Genomic DNA, 14,939 nt, shown 5'->3' with positions numbered 1-14,939 from the left:
CTATAAGCTGCTTGCCTTGGCGCGCTTTCGCGCCCGGTAGCAGAAAGGAATTCTTGTCATGAACATTGCAAAAGGGTTGGTGGGCGCGGCGCTTCTGATGGCAGCCGTGCAGGGCGCGCAGGCCGCAACACTGGACGTCGTGAAACAGCGCGGCGCCGTCGCATGCGGCACGACCACGGGCTTTGCGGGCTTTTCCGCGCCCGATGCGCAAGGCAAATGGCAGGGCCTGGACGTGGACCTGTGCCGCGCCATCGCGGCCGCGGTGTTCGGCGATGCGAACAAGATCAAGGTGGTGCCGCTCAATTCGCAGCAGCGCTTCACCGCGCTGCAATCCGGCGAAGTCGATGTGCTGACGCGCAACACCACGGTGACGCAGCAACGCGACACGGCGCTGGGCATCATTCATGCCGGCATCAATTTCTACGACGGTCAGGGCTTTCTGGTGCCCAAATCGCTGGGCGTGAAAAGCGCCAAGGAAATCAACGGCGCCACGGTCTGCCTGCAGACCGGCACGTCCAACGAGAACACCCTGGCCGACTGGGCGCGCGCCAACAACGTGACCTACAAGCCCGTCGTCATCGAGACCTTCAACGAGGTTGTCAACGCGTTTGCCTCGGGCCGCTGCGACGTGTTCTCGACCGACGCCTCGGGCCTGGCCTCGATCCGCATCTCCAAGTTGCAGAATCCCGACGACTACGTCGTGCTGCCCGAGATCATCTCCAAGGAGCCGCTGGGCCCGTTCGTGCGGCAGGGCGACGACGCGTGGCTGAATATCGTGCGCTGGTCGTTGTCGGCCATGATCGAAGCCGAGGAATACGGCGTCACGTCCAAGAACGTGGACGAACAGGCCAAGAGCGCCAATCCCAACATCAAGCGCATCCTGGGCGTGACGCCCGGTAGCGGCGCGAATCTGGGGCTGGACGAAAAGTGGGCCTACAACATCGTCAAGCAGGTGGGCAACTACGGCGAGAGCTTCGAGCGCAACGTGGGCGAGGGCAGCCCGCTCAAGATCAAGCGCGGCTTGAATGCGCAGTGGACGCAGGGCGGATTGATGTACGCGTTGCCCATCCGTTGATCCCGTGTGTCTCAAAGCCCCTGCGTGTCAGGCGCCTTGTGTGTCTGACACCGGCTGACTTTGGACGGGATCAGGCGCTCTTGTACAACTCTCCGATTTTCACAAACGCCGCGCGCAGTTCCCGCGTGCCACCCTGAAAAATCACCGGCTTTCCGCGGTGCGTGAAGACGACGAGCCGCTTGGAAAACACCATTGGCACGAAGCGCGCGAAGCGCACGTCTTCCCAGGCCACTTCGCGCCGCGTGAACCATGTCTGGCGGATCCCGTGATCGTCGATCGTGGTGATGGACGTCTGCATGTGCCACGAGACAAACAACAGCGCCACAAAGCACAGCACCACGCCCACTGCCAGCAGCGTGTCGAAGGGCTGTGAGGGCGCGCGGATGGCGGTGGTGACAACCTGCACGCCCAGCACCGCAAGCAACACCCAGGTCAGGATGCGCACCCAGTCCGGCCAGGCCTGGCCCGCCAGGGGCAACGGGCCGATGGCGCGGAGCAGCGCCGCGAGGTCTTCGGGCGCGCGGGTGGCTGTCGGGGTGGTCATGCGGGCCGGGTCATGCGGACGGGGGCGTGCGGCGCGGGATCAGGCCGCGCGCTTGGCGGCGATGGCGTTGCCGGCGCGGCTGGAGCCCTTGCGGTTCAGATGCGCGGACATCCATTGCCCGATGTCGACCACGGCGTCGAAGTCCACGCCCGTGTCGATGTCCAGGCCGCGCAGCATGTACAGCACGTCTTCCGTCGCGACGTTGCCGGTGGCGCCCTTTGCGTAGGGGCAGCCGCCCAGGCCGGCCACCGACGTGTGGAAGATGGAAATGTTGGTTTCCAACGCTGCCAGGATGTTGGCAAGCGCCTGGCCATAGGTGTCGTGAAAATGGCCCGACACGCGCGCCGGGTCCACGACCTGCGTGACGGCGGCCATCACTTCGCGCACACGCTTGGGGTTGCCCACGCCGATGGTGTCGGCCACGTCGATCTCATCGACCTGCATCGCCAGGTAGCGCTGCGCCACGTCCACCACGGCCTCGACGGGAACTTCGCCCTGGTAGGGACAGCCCAGCGCGCAGCTGATGCTGCCGCGCACGCGGATGCCGGCTTCGCGCGCCGCCTGCACGACGGGCTCGAAACGCGCGATGGATTCGGCGATGGAGCAGTTGATGTTCTTTTGGGAAAAGGCCTCGCTGGCGGCGCCGAAGATCACGATTTCGTCCGCGCGGGCGGCCAGCGCCCCTTCAAAACCCTTCATGTTGGGCGTCAGCACCGAATAGATGGTGCCGGGCCGGCGTTCGATGCGCGCCATCACGTCGGCGCCGTCGGCCATCTGCGGCACCCATTTGGGCGACACGAACGACGCGGCTTCCACATTGGGGAAGCCTGCGGCGCTCAGGCGGTTGACCAGTTCCACCTTGATGTCGGTGGGGACGAATTCCTTTTCGTTCTGCAGACCGTCGCGAGGCGATACCTCGACGATCTTCACGCGGGAGGGCAATGCCATGTCTCTTCCTGTGTCGGTATTGGGAGGCCGGTGCTACAAGGCTGCGGCGCTGCCGAACATATTAGCGCTATCGCATCCGGCCCCGTTGCAGTGCTAGTGCAAACGCTGGTAGCGGCCATCGTCCAGCCGGGCGATGCGGCCCTGCAATTCCAGTTCGACCAGATGCGTCTGCAGGTCGGCCGTCTCCAGGCCGCACCGCGCCTGGATCGCGTCCAGATGCAGCGGGTCGAAACCCAGGGCGTCGAGCACGGGATGGGCGGGGGCCGGGGCCGGTGTCTGCCTGCGCGCGGGCGGCGTCGGCGTGGGGCCCCCGCCAAGCTCGTCCGTGATGTCCATGGCGGTTTCGACCAGCTTGGCGCCCTGGCGGATCAAGGCATGGCAGCCGCGCGACAACGGCGAATGGATGGAGCCGGGGATGGCAAAGACTTCGCGTCCGCATTCTCCGGCTAGCCGCGCGGTGATCAGCGACCCGCTCTGCTTGGCCGCTTCCACCACCAGCACGCCGCGCGCCAGGCCCGCCACGATGCGGTTGCGCTTGGGAAAATGCTGCGGGCGCGCGCCGGTGCCCAGCGGCAGCTCCGACACCAGCGCACCGTGCGCGGCGATGCGGTGCGCCAGGTCGCGATGGCTGGCCGGGTAGATGCGGTCGATGCCCGTTCCCATGACCGCAACGGTGCCCGCGCCCTGCGGGCCGGCGTCCAGCGCCCCTTCATGCGCGGCGGCGTCGATGCCTAGCGCCAGGCCGCTGACGACGCGCCAGCCGTTGCCCGCCAGATGCCGGGCAAACGCGCGCGCATTTTCCTGGCCGCCGGGCGTGGCATTGCGCGCGCCCACGACCGCCAGCGACGGCCCCTGCAGAAAAGCGGGGTCCCCGGCGACGTACAGCAGGATGGGCGGGTCGGCGATCGTCAGCAGGCTTTGCGGATAGGCGGGATCGGCCAGCGTGAGGACGTGACGGCCGGGCTGCTGCACCCATTCCAGCGCCGCCTGCACCTGCTTTTCCATGTCGGCCGGCATGGGCGCCGCCAATTGCCGCGCCAGCGCTTCCGGCACGTGCCGCGAGAGCGCGGTCGCGCGCTGCGCGTAGATCTGGTCGGGCAGCCCAAGGGCGGCGAGCAGCTGGCAGGCGGTCGCGGAACCGACGTTGGGTTCGAGGGACAGCCGCAGCCAGGCGGCGAGTTCTTCAGGCGATTGCGTGAGGGGCATGAAACGGGCGCGGAAAAGGCGTCTGGGGTTCGAGAGTGTCGCATGCGCCACGCGCGTCCATCAGGGCCGGGGTGGACAGATATGCGCGGCCGCGCAAATGGCGAAAAGCCCCTGCAAAAACGGTGCCGCAGCAATGTCCGCAATCCCTGAATTAGCCGAAAACTATTAGAAATCAAGACTCTAATGAATTAAACTCTCGACCAAGCATCACTACTGGCGATCCCTCTTCAATGGCTTTACTTCCCATCCTTCGCTACCCGGATCCGCGCTTGCACAAAAAGGCCAAGCCGGTTGCCGAGGTCGACGACCGCATCCGCCAACTCGTGCGCGACATGGCCGAAACCATGTACGACGCGCCGGGTGTCGGCCTGGCCGCGACCCAGGTCGACGTGCATGAGCGCGTCGTCGTGATCGACGTATCCGAGGAAAGCAATGCGCTGCTGACGCTGATCAACCCCGAGATCACCTGGCGCAGCGACGACTACAAGATCTACGAAGAAGGCTGCCTGTCCGTTCCCGGCGTCTATGACGAAGTGGAACGCGCGTCGCGCATCCGCTGCAAGGCGCTGGACATCGACGGCAAGCCGTTCGAATTCGAGGCCGACGGTCTTCTGGCCGTTTGCGTGCAGCACGAACTCGATCACCTGGAAGGCAAGGTGTTCGTCGAGTACCTGTCCAACCTCAAGCAGAATCGCATCAAGACCAAGCTCAAGAAAGCCGAGCGCGAAGCGCTGCGCGCCTGACGGAGAGCCGGTCCATGCGTATCGTCTTTGCCGGAACCCCGGAATTTGCCCGTATCGCGTTCGACGCCCTGCGGGCCGCGGGCCACGAAATCCCCTTGGTCATGACGCAGCCGGACCGGCCGGCGGGGCGGGGCCTGAAGCTCACGCCCAGCCCGGTCAAGCAGGCGGCGCTGGATGCCGGCATTGCCGTGGCTCAGCCGCGCAGCCTGCGGCTGGATGGACGCTATCCGGACGAGGCCGCCGAGGCCCGTGCGTTGCTGGAAAACGTGGCGCCCGATGTCATGGTGGTGGCCGCGTACGGATTGATCCTGCCGCAATGGGTGCTGGATCTGCCGCGTCTGGGCTGCCTGAACATCCACGCCAGCCTTTTGCCGCGCTGGCGCGGCGCCGCACCCATCCAGCGCGCCATCGAGGCGGGCGATGCCCGTACCGGCGTCACCATCATGCAGATGGACGAAGGCCTGGATACGGGCGACATGCTGCTCGAACGCATCGTGCCGATCTCGGACGAGACCAATGCCGCGCAGCTGCACGACGCGTTGGCGCAGGCGGGTGGTGAAGCCATCGTCCAGGCGCTGGATGCGTTGGCTAATGGCGGCCTGACCGCGCGCAAGCAGCCGGAAGACGGCGTGACCTACGCGGCCAAGCTGGACAAGGCCGAAGCCGCGCTCGATTGCAGTCAGCCCGCCCAATTGCTGGCGCGCCGCGTGCGGGCTTTCAATCCCGTCCCGGGCGCCAGCATCCGGTTGCCGGGGCTGCCCGATGCCGTGAAGGTCTGGCGCGCCCAGGCGCTGGCCGAGACCACCACGGCGGCGCCGGGCAGCGTGCTGCGCGCCGATGCGGCGGGCATCGACATCGCCACTGGCCAGGGCGTGCTGCGCCTGCTTGAACTGCAAAAGGCGGGCGGCAAGCGCCAGCCGGTGGATGTGTTCGTGCGCGGCTGGCAGCCCGCCTGACGGCGCTGCGCCAGGCGGCTCACGCCTGGCCGCGCGCCGCCAGCAGATCCAGATACGCGCCCGACAGCAACTGCTCGGGCGCGACGCCCAGCCCGGCCATCAGCGTTCGGGCCTCTTCCATGCCTGCTTCGACGCTTTCGTCGTCGCGCAGCACCACTTCCAGCTCCAGGAATTCGCCCAGGCCCTGCACGCGGTCCAGGTGGATGCGCGTGCGCCCGGCCATGAACACCGTGCGGTGTTTCCTGACGCGGCCGATCACGCCATAGGCGTGCGACAAGGCCTCGCGCAGTGTGTCGGGCGCGTCGGTGGGGGAGATGACGTAGAAGCTTTCCTTGGGACCGCTATCGTCGGCGCGCCGATAGAAGATCAGCTCGCCCGAGCCGTCCGCGAAGGCGCGCAGCTTCAGGCGGCCGTTGGCGCACGTGAAGAAGGTGTCGTCCTGGTCGATGAAGACCGGCTCTTTTCCCGATAGCGCCGCGGCCAGGTGTTCGAGGGCATCCAGGCTGTCTACCCGCGCCTTGATCTCGACATTGCGTGCCATGGCCGCGCTCCGGAATCAGTAAAGCGAACCGGCCACGCGGGCGGGCAGTTCGCGATCGTAGGTCACGCCGTCGAACGTGCCCGCGGTCAGGTCGGACAGAATGCGGCCGACGCTGGGCAGCGCGGTGCGGGGGGTCTGCGTCTGCGGGTCCCAGAGACGCGAGCGCAGCAGGGCGCGCGAGCATTGGAAATAGACCTTCTGCACGTCGATGACCAGCACGGAGCGGGGCAGCTTGCCGTCCATCTCGAAGCGCGCCAGAAGCGCCGGGTCGACGCTGATGCGCGCCGTGCCGTTCACCCGCAGCGTTTCGCCCACGCCCGGCACGAGGAACAGCAGGGCCACGCGCGGATCGGCGATGACGTTGAGCAGGCTGTCCACGCGGTTGTTGCCGCGGCGGTCGGGCAGGAGCAACGTCTTTTCATCTTCCACCGCCACAAACCCGGCGGGGTCGCCGCGCGGCGAGGCGTCCAGCCCATCCGGTCCCGCCGTCGCCAGCAGCGCGAACGGCGCGGCCTCGATGAACGCGCGGTAGTGCGGATGCACGTGGTCGACCTCTTTTTTCAGGGAGGCTTCGCCGGGCGAACCGTAAAGCGCGTGCAGGGCGTCGGCGTCGGTAATCAGGTGAGCGGGATCGGTATGCATGGGGTCTGGGCGTTATGCCAGTGCGTTGGGAAGGTCTTGAACCGCCAGGAACAGCTCGTCGGGGCCGCGGCCGCGCAGGGCGTCGACATGGTTGTAGCCCCAGGCAACCGACCCGACACGCACGCCCGCCTTGCGGGCCGCGTCGATGTCGCGCATTTCGTCGCCCACCAGCAGGAACCGCTCGGGGGACGTGCCGTGCTGCTTGAGCAGGCGGTCGATCTTGGCGGCCTTGCCGAACAGGTCGCTGCCGCATTCGTAGTCGTCAAAGAGCGCCGCGGTTTCCTCGCCCAGCACGCGCTTGACGTTCTCGACGGAGTTCGAGCTGACCACCGCCAGGCGCAGGCCGCTCGCCTTCAGGCGGGCCAACGCTTGCGGGATGCCGTCAAACAGCTGCACGCTGGGATCGATTTCCTGCATCAGCGTGCGCACGTGCGTCATGATCGCGGGCAGCTTCCATAGCGGGATGTTCAGATACTTCAGGATCTCCATCGCATCGCGGCTGCGAAGCGCTTCGCGTTCGGACGCATCGATCTTGCGGAAGTTGTACTTCTCCGCGACGGTATTGAGAATGGTGTTGAACCACGGCATGGTGTCTGCCAGGGTCCCGTCGAAGTCGAAGGCTGCAATGTCGTATTTCAATTCTTGAATCCAATGCCGGCAGGCTGGGCGGGGACGCCTCTCCCACGCTGACAGGCGTCGTCGCGCATCCCTACATGCCGTGCGGGTGAAGCAAATAGTGCACGACCGGCGCCAGGTCTTCAAGCGGCGGAGCGCCGGCGACCACGCGCGCTGCGCTGCTCCAGGGGTAGTCCAGGGCCAGCAGCCAGCCGAACACCGCGGACGCATCGCCCGGGGGCAGGGTCACCATGGTTTCGATCGTGATGGTCAGGCGCTTGGCGCGATACGGGTCGGGCTGGAACTCCCAGTCGTATCGCCCACAGCCCACGCGCACGTTGCCGGTCGCCTTTTCGGTCATGCCGACCAGCCAGTCGCAGTGGTAATCCGGCAGACGTGTGTCCGCCGGGGGACGCGACAGGTAGAAGGTGTAGACGTTGTCGTAGGTCTGGCCGAACTTGCGCACCAGCGTGTCGGTGATGGCGGCCAGGCCATGCGATTCAGGCGGAAAGGCGATGGCCTGCGTGCGCAGGGCCATTTTCAGCACGGCGTCGGGCGCGAAGGCGCGGGCCATGTAGTGCGGGCGGTTCTCGTCCTTGGCGTGAAAATAGTCGCGCAATACGGACTCGGTGCAACCGGGGAACAACGAATCGGTAGGCATTGCGGGGGCTTCCGTTCAGGTCTTTGGCGTGGGGGTCAGGGCTTTCGGATCGGATCGAACCACTTCGAGACGTTGGGCGGCTCGTAGATGGCGTAGCGATCCAGCAGCAAGGCAGGGTCTTCTTCCACCACCAGCATGTCGCGATGCTGGGGACGGATGAATGCTTCTTCCACGGAGTGGTCAATGAATTGCATCAGGGCATCGTAGTACCCGGCCACGTTCAGCAATCCGCAGGGCTTCTGGTGCATGTTCAGTTGCGCCCAGGTCCAGACTTCGAAGAATTCTTCCAGCGTGCCGGCGCCGCCGGGCAGGGCGACAAAGCCGTCGGCCTTCTCCATCATCATCGCCTTGCGCTCGTGCATGTTTTGCACCGTGTGCAGCTCGGTCAGCCCCAGATGCGCCTGTTCCTTCTTGAGAAGCAGTTCGGGGATGACGCCGATGACGCGGCCGCCGCCGGCCAGCACTTCGTTGGCCACCACGCCCATGATCCCGACGATGGATCCGCCATACACCAGGCCCAGGTCGCGCTTGACGAGTTCGCGCGCCAGCACGCGGGCCTGCTCGACGTAGTCCGGGCGCGTGCCCGGGTTGGAGCCGCAATACACGCAGATATTCTTCAGAGTCATAAAACGGGTGGGAAATTGCCGGCCGCGTTACAGATTGCGTCACGCGGCCTTTCGCGAAGCCGATAGTTTACGCAAGGTTGCCGGAGGACTCCCGAGACCCTGGGCGAGCGCCGCGGGCAGACGCGGGCAATGTTTGGACACAGCAAGTTCCGGCGCGCTCGGTAGACTGAAGATTGCGAAAACGACTGGAAGTCCAGCGTCGTGCTGCTTTCACGGACTAGAGGAGCTAACGATATGGAACAAGCAAACCGCAACCCGCAGGAAAACAAGCGTCCCTTCGATATGGACGTGAAGGCGATTCGCGCCAAGGCGCGCAAGGACATCGAATCCGGCGCCATCACCGACACGTATCGCGCAGACCGTGAAACCGTGCTGAAACTGCTGAATGAAGCGCTGGCCACGGAAATCGTCTGTGTGCTGCGCTACAAGCGCCACTACTTCATGGCCCGCGGCCTGAATGCGGAACCGGTCGCGGCCGAATTCGCCGAGCATGCTGCGCAGGAGCAGGATCACGCCGACAAGCTGGCCGAGCGAATCGTGCAGCTGGGCGGCGAGCCGAACCTGTCGCCCAAGGGCATCCTGGACCGCAGCCATTCCGAATACGTCGAAGGCAATTCGCTGGAAGAGATGATCAAGGAAAACCTGATCGCCGAGCGTATCGCCATCGACAGCTATCGCCAGATGATCGATTACATCGGTGAACAGGATTCCACCACGCGCCGTCTGCTGGAGGAAATCCTGGCGGTGGAAGAGGAACACGCCGACGATCTGTCGGACTTCCTGGCCAAGTCCTGATCGGGCGCCGCCCCGTTCGCGGGGCGGATTGATGGGCGGCAGCGGGGTGCCGGGATCCCGCCCCTTGCACGCCCAAAGAAAAACGCCGTCCGGCGCGCGATGCGCCGGACGGCGTTTGTCCGAAGGCGCTGCAATTACAGCGCGTCGGCCCAGAGGTCGTACTCGTCGGACTCGGTGACGCGCACGCGCACCATGTCGCCCGGCTGCAGGGGCTTGTCCGAACTGACGTAGACACAGCCGTCGATTTCCGGCGCGTCGCCCGCGCTGCGGCCCACCGCGCCGTCCTCGTCAACTTCGTCGATCAGCACATCGATCTCGCGGCCGACCTTCAGCGCCAGGCGCTGGGCGGAGATGGTCTGCTGCAGCGCCATGAAGCGCTCCCAGCGATCCTGCTTGACGTCGTCCGGCACCGGATCGTCCAGCAGGTTGGCCGGCGCGCCTTCAACCGGCGAATACTGGAAACAGCCCACGCGGTCCAGCTGCGCTTCCTGCATCCAGTCCAGCAGATATTGGAAGTCTTCCTCGGTTTCGCCGGGAAAGCCGACGATGAAGGTCGAGCGGATCGTCAGGTCCGGGCAGATTTCGCGCCAGCGCTTGATGCGCGCAAGCGTCTTGTCTTCGAAGGCCGGACGCTTCATCAGCTTCAGGATGCGCGGACTGGCGTGCTGGAACGGGATGTCCAGATAGGGCAGAATCTTGCCCTCGGCCATCAGCGGAATCACTTCATCGACGTGCGGGTACGGGTACACATAATGCAGGCGCGTCCAGACGCCCATTTCGGACAAGGCCATACAGAGCTCGGTCATGCGGGTCTTGACCGGGCGGCCGTTCCAGAAACCGCTGCGGTATTTCAGGTCCACGCCGTAGGCGCTGGTGTCCTGCGAGATCACGAGCAGCTCTTTGACTCCGGCCTTCACCAGGCGCTCGGCTTCGTTCAGCACGTCGCCGACGGGACGGCTGACCAGGTCGCCGCGCATCGAGGGGATGATGCAGAAGCTGCAGCGATGATTGCAGCCTTCGGAGATCTTCAGGTAGGCATAGTGGCGCGGCGTGAGCTTCACGCCCTGCGGCGGCACCAGGTCCACGTAGGGATTGTGGTCCGTGCGCGGGGGCGCCACGCCGTGCACGGCGCGCACGACCTCTTCATATTGCTGGGGACCGGTCACCGACAGCACGCTGGGATGCACGTCGCGGATCACCGATTCCTCGACGCCCATACAGCCGGTCACGATGACCTTGCCGTTCTCGGCAAGGGCTTCGCCGATGGCTTCCAGCGACTCGGCCTTGGCGCTGTCGATGAAGCCACAGGTGTTCACGACGACCACGTCGGCACCGTTGTATTCCGGCGTGATTTCGTAGCCTTCGGTGCGCAGCTGGGTCAGGATGCGTTCGGAGTCGACCAGGGCTTTGGGGCAGCCCAGCGACACGAATCCCACGCGCGGCGCGCGCCCCGGGTTGGCCTCTTGGGCGGCGGCCGTGATGGCGTCCAGCGTCGCGTCGGCGCCATTGCTGGGAGCAGTGCCGGCGCCTTTGCCGGGGCGGGAATGTTCAATAACTTCCAATCTAATTCACCGTAGGTTCGCGCACGGGCATTGGGCGTGCGGCGGGGTAATCGTCAAAGGGTCAGGGCCAGGCCGGGGCGTCCACGGAGGACAGGTGGCGCAGCGTTTCGGGATGCAGCATGGCAACCCGCAGCAATGTCTGCGCGGCGCCTGAAGGGTTGCGCCGGCCTTGTTCCCAATCCTGCAAGGTACGCACGCTAACGCCCAGCAACGCCGCGAAATCGGCCTGCGGCAGGCCCACGCGGTTGCGCGCTTCGCTGATGTGCGACGCCTGCCACCGGACGGACCGGGCAAGCGGAACAGCCTTATTCATAAATCGATCACTGGGAGGGGGCGGTGCGGCGTTATGCCCGCCGGCAGGATTCAGCCGGCTGCCGCACCAATAGGGATAGCGGAGCAGCGCAGAATTATACGGCATTGCCGTAGGTGAGTGAAGTGAAAGCAAGGGGGGAACTTGCTCTCGCTTCTAGATGCTCCGTGTGGGACAGCGCTCATCTTTAACAGTGCTACGGTCAATTTCTTCGACAGCACCCTGAGAGGCATCGCTTTCCCCGACATTGAGCACGCGTTCAGTCGCTGGTTAGCAACAACCTTGCCGGAGCAGCGCAGGGTACCGCTTGGTTCAGTCGATAGCACAGATTTTGCAGAGGTTGCGAGGGTCAACAAAGCAGTTGTCGTACGATTTTCCGTGGATGCGGAAGATTTGGCATCATGCCGAGTACTATGCAGGCCTGTCTGCGGGCCCCGCGCAGCCGTCGCAGTTCTACGCGTTCCAAACGATTGGCGAGACACCCGAGGCGTGAGATATCGCAAGTCTATGAAAGCCGCACCGGACTAGAGTAGCAGTTTAAGTCAATGGCACGAGGCGGCGGCATAGAGCGATGGTCACCTCGCCTCAAATCCAGTTCGCTGCGGCATAGATCGATACCGGAATTTGGTTCCGGACAGTAAACTGGCCGCAAACTGAATTTGTTAGAGGCGGGGCGGGCCCAGCCCATCTCGCTGTCACCTGATCTCGGAACCCCCATGCTCATCACGCGATTGAAGTTAAAGAACTGGCGAAACTTCAAGAATCTTGATATCCCTCTTCGAAACCGCACGTACGTGATAGGCGCGAATGCATCTGGTAAATCAAATCTGCTAGATGTATTCCGGTTTCTCCGCGATGTATGCAGAACAGCAGGAGGTGGGCTGCAGAAAGCCATTGAAGATCGTGGAGGGCTGAAAAAACTGCGTTGTTTACAAGCCCGAACCGACAATGAAATTGAAATTCATGTCGAAATTTCAGAAGACGCGGATTCGGCCCCGACTTGGGAATACACGCTGGCGTTCAAGCCGGAAGGAAAGGGGTTGCATCGCGTTTTAGTTACGCGAGAAATTGTAAGGCGTGCGGGACGATCGGAGCCTGTACTCAGTCGACCTGATAAAGCTGATGGTAAGGATGTGCTGCGGCGCACCCAAACTGCCATTGAACAGATTAATTCGAACACGGCATTTCGAGAGGTGGCGGATTTCTTCAGCGAGACAACTTATCTCCATCTTGTTCCGCAGTTATTGAAGCACGCGGAGATCGCTAGTCGAATTGTGGAAGGCGACCCTTTCGGGCAGGGGCTCTTACAACGGATCGCTAAAACTCCACAGAAAACGCGGGATGCAAGATTACGAAGAATTCAGCAGTCGCTAGAGAAAGCGGTGCCGCAGTTCAATCAACTCAAGTTCGAACAGGACAAGATCACTGGGTTGCCCCACCTCATGGCCTCCTATCAACATTGGCGCACGCACGGGGCGTGGCAGCGGGAAGATCAGTTTTCTGACGGCACATTACGTCTGCTTGGCCTTCTGTGGATGCTCCAAGAAAGCAATTCTCTCTTGCTGCTAGAGGAGCCCGAGCTATCTTTGAATGACGCAATTGTTGCTCATATTCCGCTGATGATCGATAGAGTGCTTCGTAAACAGAAAGCTTTCGGTAGACAAGTAATCATCACTACCCATAGTGAAGCCCTCCTGGGAAACCCTTTGGATGGCCGCGCTATCGTCTTACTAGAGCCTGCGCCTGACGGTACGCTTGCTAGAATTGCAGACGCTACGGAGCTGAAGCTGATGCAGGAAGGGCTTTCTCCGGCAGATGTACTTTTGCCAAAAACTCGCCCGGTGGGAGTCGACCAACTGGGTCTGTTCCTATGAGCGGTACTATTTTTGTAGTCGGCGAGGATGATCTATGTTGTTCGGTGGGCGAGGCGTTAGTTCGCTACACAGGGACCCGAACGACGATTTCACAGCGATTAATTGCTGGCGGTGCGGATCCGTTTAAGAAGAGGATCGCATCCATGAACAATGTCGCGAAGAAAATCATGCCGGTTTTGATGATCGCTGATGCCGATCAGGCCCCGTGCGTCGTGACTCAGCTAAATGCCTGGTTGCCACGCGAGGCAAGTGAACGCCTTTTGTTACGACTGGCGGTTAAAGAGGCTGAGGCTTGGATTCTTGCGGATGACGTTGGCTTCGCCAGATTCGCTAGAATTAATCAAGCGAAGTTCCCGCGACATCCAGATGATGCAACGGATCCAAAAAGGATACTTTTAGGTCTAGTTGCGAGTGGTAAAAGCCGGGAGCTACGAGAGGAGATGCTTGCTCCTCGAGGGTCTAAAGCGCTCGTAGGCTTAGGGTACAACTTGCGTCTGGCCGAGTTTGTCCGGGACCACTGGTGCATCGACCGGGCCATCGAAAGATCTCCAAGTTTGGCTCGAGCCCTTCCAAGGCTGACCGCGGTTCTCGAGAAGGAGAATCTGCGATAGTTCGTGGTTAGAAATTAATGGTGTATGAGTTAATTGAATGTAAGACCGATTTCCTCGAGGAGGTGCTCCGCGTCTTGGTGGTGGAGCCAGATTAAGAAGCCCTTGTCTACAACATAGAGCGGCTTGCTGGACTGGTCATAGTCAACGATGATAGGCATAATATTGCGCTTCACCTGCAGGGAGGCTGTTGACTGAAGTGACTCGGTGATATTGCCCGAATTCACCTCGCGCTCTCTGGGATGCTTTTCTCGCAAGATTGTCTTGATTTCGCGATGCTTCAGCCCCTGTTTCAGATGTTCAGTGCTCGTGGTTAACAGTGCGAACAGGATCCATTTATGCATTTGCAGTTCTGTTTGCTGAAAACCTACTGCAAATGTCGATAAAAAATCGCTGTATCGGGCCGACCGTTCATCGAACACTTGCTTAACTAGAGCATCGACATCAATGTCGGCACCGATAAGGGGATTGTCGTTGCGTGTTGCTCGAACTGCCGCTAGCAGGCAAGCTCTGCGTCAGCTCTCTTGCACAACATAAACGCTTTCACGCGCAAGCGGTTAGCGACCCGGGGCCGCACCTCAGGTGCTAGCGCGCCGGTACAGCGCCAGCGTCCCCGCCAGACCGCAGGCCGCCCGCCTGGAAGGCGCGGACCATCTGGGCGCCCAGGGTGGCGTACGCCAGCATCGTCGCCACGTTCAGCAGTGCCAGGATCCCGGCCAGGATGGCGTATTGGGCGGGCAGCGGCGCCGCGGGGTTGATGAACTGGGGCAGAAAGGCCGACATGAAAAGCAGGGCCTTGGGGTTGGTCAGCGCCACGACGAAGCTGCGCATGCCAAGGGCCCGGCCGTCCGGACGGGCGTCTCGGGGGCGCTCGGACGGCAGGGTCAGCGCCGCGTCCGAACGCAGGAGCTTGACGCCCAGCCACGCCAGATACGCCGCGCCCGCCCATTTGACGATCTGGAAGGCGACCTCGGAGGCCGCCAGCAGCACGCCCAGGCCGCAGGCCACCGCGCCGATCAGGACCAGATCCGCCAGCACGGCGCCGCCCATGCCCCAGCACGCGGCGCGCACGCCGTGGCGCGAGCCGTTGGACAGGGCGAGAAGCACGGTGGGACCGGGCGTGATGATGGCGACGGCAGAGGCCAGGACGAACAGCAGCAGCGTGGCAAGGGTCATGATCGGGCTCCGGGGCAGGCAGCCAGTGTGCCGCGCCCGCCGCCCTCTCGTCCAGGT

Annotated in this window: 17 protein-coding genes and 1 pseudogene; 6 read left to right on the top strand and 12 right to left on the bottom strand. The window is 63.2% G+C overall.

What is annotated here, in order from left to right; genetic code table 11:
• Positions 1-58 precede the first annotated feature (58 nt).
• Positions 59-1,075, top strand: coding sequence for an amino acid ABC transporter substrate-binding protein (locus H4P35_RS25380; RefSeq protein ID WP_175156586.1), 1,017 nt, complete (start codon positions 59-61; stop codon positions 1,073-1,075).
• 70 nt (positions 1,076-1,145) lie between these two features.
• Here the strand turns inward: H4P35_RS25380 and H4P35_RS25375 are convergent, their stop codons facing one another.
• From H4P35_RS25375 to dprA, 3 genes are all read right to left on the bottom strand, one after another.
• Positions 1,146-1,619, bottom strand: coding sequence for a hypothetical protein (locus H4P35_RS25375; protein ID WP_152382877.1), 474 nt, complete (start codon positions 1,617-1,619; stop codon positions 1,146-1,148).
• Positions 1,620-1,658: 39 nt separating this feature from the next.
• Positions 1,659-2,567, bottom strand: coding sequence for a hydroxymethylglutaryl-CoA lyase (locus H4P35_RS25370; protein WP_056319662.1), 909 nt, complete (start codon positions 2,565-2,567; stop codon positions 1,659-1,661).
• 93 nt (positions 2,568-2,660) lie between these two features.
• Positions 2,661-3,773 (bottom strand): DNA-processing protein DprA, encoded by a 1,113-nt coding sequence (gene dprA / locus H4P35_RS25365; protein ID WP_226847466.1) that lies wholly within the window; start codon positions 3,771-3,773, stop codon positions 2,661-2,663.
• Between the two features lie 230 nt (positions 3,774-4,003).
• Between dprA and def the strand changes: the two genes are divergently transcribed.
• Positions 4,004-4,516: a peptide deformylase gene (gene def / locus H4P35_RS25360; RefSeq protein WP_152382874.1), complete on the top strand. Its 513-nt coding sequence runs from the start codon at positions 4,004-4,006 to the stop codon at positions 4,514-4,516.
• A gap of 14 nt (positions 4,517-4,530) precedes the next feature.
• A complete protein-coding gene (gene fmt, locus H4P35_RS25355; protein ID WP_152382873.1) occupies positions 4,531-5,472 on the top strand; it encodes a methionyl-tRNA formyltransferase in 942 nt (313 codons plus the stop codon).
• A 19-nt stretch (positions 5,473-5,491) separates the two neighbouring features.
• Here the strand turns inward: fmt and H4P35_RS25350 are convergent, their stop codons facing one another.
• The 5 genes from H4P35_RS25350 to H4P35_RS25330 form a co-directional block, all read right to left on the bottom strand.
• The gene (locus H4P35_RS25350; protein WP_226847464.1) at positions 5,492-6,013 is read right to left on the bottom strand and encodes a class IV adenylate cyclase; all 522 of its coding nucleotides are present in this window, start codon (positions 6,011-6,013) and stop codon (positions 5,492-5,494) included.
• 15 nt (positions 6,014-6,028) lie between these two features.
• Positions 6,029-6,655, bottom strand: coding sequence for a pyridoxamine 5'-phosphate oxidase family protein (locus H4P35_RS25345; RefSeq protein ID WP_226847462.1), 627 nt, complete (start codon positions 6,653-6,655; stop codon positions 6,029-6,031).
• Between the two features lie 12 nt (positions 6,656-6,667).
• Complete coding sequence (locus tag H4P35_RS25340; protein ID WP_056319675.1) at positions 6,668-7,294, bottom strand: HAD hydrolase-like protein; 627 nt, start codon at positions 7,292-7,294, stop codon at positions 6,668-6,670.
• Between the two features lie 70 nt (positions 7,295-7,364).
• Positions 7,365-7,931 carry a hypothetical protein gene (locus H4P35_RS25335; protein WP_226847460.1) on the bottom strand — a complete coding sequence of 189 codons (567 nt, stop codon included), beginning with the start codon at positions 7,929-7,931 and terminating at the stop codon, positions 7,365-7,367.
• A gap of 35 nt (positions 7,932-7,966) precedes the next feature.
• Complete coding sequence (locus H4P35_RS25330) at positions 7,967-8,557, bottom strand: TIGR00730 family Rossman fold protein (protein WP_056319681.1); 591 nt, start codon at positions 8,555-8,557, stop codon at positions 7,967-7,969.
• 234 nt (positions 8,558-8,791) lie between these two features.
• Here H4P35_RS25330 and H4P35_RS25325 point away from each other — a divergent pair, with 234 nt between their 5' ends.
• On the top strand, positions 8,792-9,352 hold the full coding sequence (locus H4P35_RS25325) for a bacterioferritin (protein ID WP_062838961.1): 561 nt from the start codon (positions 8,792-8,794) through the stop codon (positions 9,350-9,352).
• Positions 9,353-9,486: 134 nt separating this feature from the next.
• Here H4P35_RS25325 and rimO read toward each other — a convergent pair whose 3' ends face one another.
• Entirely contained in the window at positions 9,487-10,833 is a 1,347-nt protein-coding gene (rimO, locus tag H4P35_RS25320) for a 30S ribosomal protein S12 methylthiotransferase RimO (protein WP_062839051.1), read from the bottom strand.
• 142 nt (positions 10,834-10,975) lie between these two features.
• On the bottom strand, positions 10,976-11,227 hold the full coding sequence (locus tag H4P35_RS25315) for a DNA-binding transcriptional regulator (protein ID WP_063952133.1): 252 nt from the start codon (positions 11,225-11,227) through the stop codon (positions 10,976-10,978).
• Between the two features lie 713 nt (positions 11,228-11,940).
• Between H4P35_RS25315 and H4P35_RS25310 the strand changes: the two genes are divergently transcribed.
• Together H4P35_RS25310 and H4P35_RS25305 are read left to right on the top strand one after the other, a co-directional pair.
• Positions 11,941-13,098 (top strand): AAA family ATPase, encoded by a 1,158-nt coding sequence (locus H4P35_RS25310; protein WP_223573484.1) that lies wholly within the window; start codon positions 11,941-11,943, stop codon positions 13,096-13,098.
• The gene (locus H4P35_RS25305) at positions 13,095-13,709 is read left to right on the top strand and encodes a hypothetical protein (RefSeq protein WP_223573482.1); all 615 of its coding nucleotides are present in this window, start codon (positions 13,095-13,097) and stop codon (positions 13,707-13,709) included. The genes H4P35_RS25310 and H4P35_RS25305 overlap by 4 nt, the downstream gene beginning before the upstream one ends.
• A 29-nt stretch (positions 13,710-13,738) precedes the next feature.
• On the opposite strand, the gene H4P35_RS25300 is transcribed toward H4P35_RS25305, so the two are convergent.
• Both H4P35_RS25300 and H4P35_RS25295 read right to left on the bottom strand, forming a co-directional pair.
• Positions 13,739-14,128, bottom strand: a complete 390-nt coding sequence (locus tag H4P35_RS25300) for a hypothetical protein (protein ID WP_226847458.1) — start codon at positions 14,126-14,128, stop codon at positions 13,739-13,741.
• A 156-nt stretch (positions 14,129-14,284) separates the two neighbouring features.
• Positions 14,285-14,882: pseudogene (locus H4P35_RS25295) on the bottom strand (LysE family translocator).
• Positions 14,883-14,939 lie beyond the last annotated feature (57 nt).

The organism is Achromobacter sp. 77 (genome assembly GCF_020541125.1).
Classification (GTDB): domain Bacteria; phylum Pseudomonadota; class Gammaproteobacteria; order Burkholderiales; family Burkholderiaceae_B; genus Achromobacter; species Achromobacter mucicolens.
Note: the sequence above shows the minus strand (reverse complement) of the source record. Positions and strands in the feature narration are given on the sequence as shown.